Here is a 732-nt window from a genome sequence, read left to right as displayed (position 1 = left end):
GTCGTATTCACCGGCTGTGGAGCGGGTGCCTGTCTCAGCGGCGGCGGAGCGGGTTGCGGCGGACGCGGCCTTGTCGGAGCGGCGGGCGGAACCGGCTGCAAGCCGCCCTCTCCCGTCAATGCCGGCCGGCGCGGCGCCGAAAGCCGGATATCGCGCTCGACGACGACGTCGGTCGGACCGCCGATCAGAAGCAGATGTTCGATGTCGTCGCGGCGTATCAGCACCAACCTGCGATGGCTGTCGACGGCGGTGGCATCCATGACGGCCAGTCGCGTCTTGCGGTTCCGGCCGCCGGCGACGAAGGTTCCGAATGTCAGGTTGCGCACCAGCTTGACGATGACGAGAACGATGACCAGCAGGACGAGCGCTGCAAACGTCCACAACAATGCTGCGGCATAACCGGGACCTGCCACGCTATCGAGCCATTGCATTGGTTTCCCCTGATCGCCCCTTGGAAGTGATAAGACACTAGACCGTTGCAGCGGGCCACCGCAAGTTGCGTTTCACGCTGTTGAACAGCTTGAAAAACTCCGAAGGCCGGAAGACATCATTTTTATCCGACATTTGCCGCCCAGGCCTTTTCCGGACTAGGAGAATGTGATTCAACCCGGTACGGGGCGGGTGTCGGAACACCGGAATTCACGAGCAGGGGGCACATGGCCAAGGAAGCGCGCGGCGATTTCTATCCGGTACCGATCGTCGACCAGAATACGCGACCGGGCGCGGTTACCC

The 732-nt window shown here is 62.7% G+C and carries 1 pseudogene; it reads right to left on the bottom strand.

Annotated elements, in window-relative coordinates:
- Positions 1-431 (bottom strand): annotated as a pseudogene (locus EN994_RS31615) (flagellar biosynthetic protein FliO); the annotation flags it as partial.
- Between the last annotated feature and the right edge of the window lie 301 nt (positions 432-732).

This window comes from Mesorhizobium sp. M7A.F.Ca.CA.002.09.1.1 (genome assembly GCF_003998555.1).
Taxonomy (GTDB): Bacteria; Pseudomonadota; Alphaproteobacteria; order Rhizobiales; family Rhizobiaceae; genus Mesorhizobium; species Mesorhizobium ciceri.
This window is presented reverse-complemented; position numbering and strand designations above follow the sequence as displayed.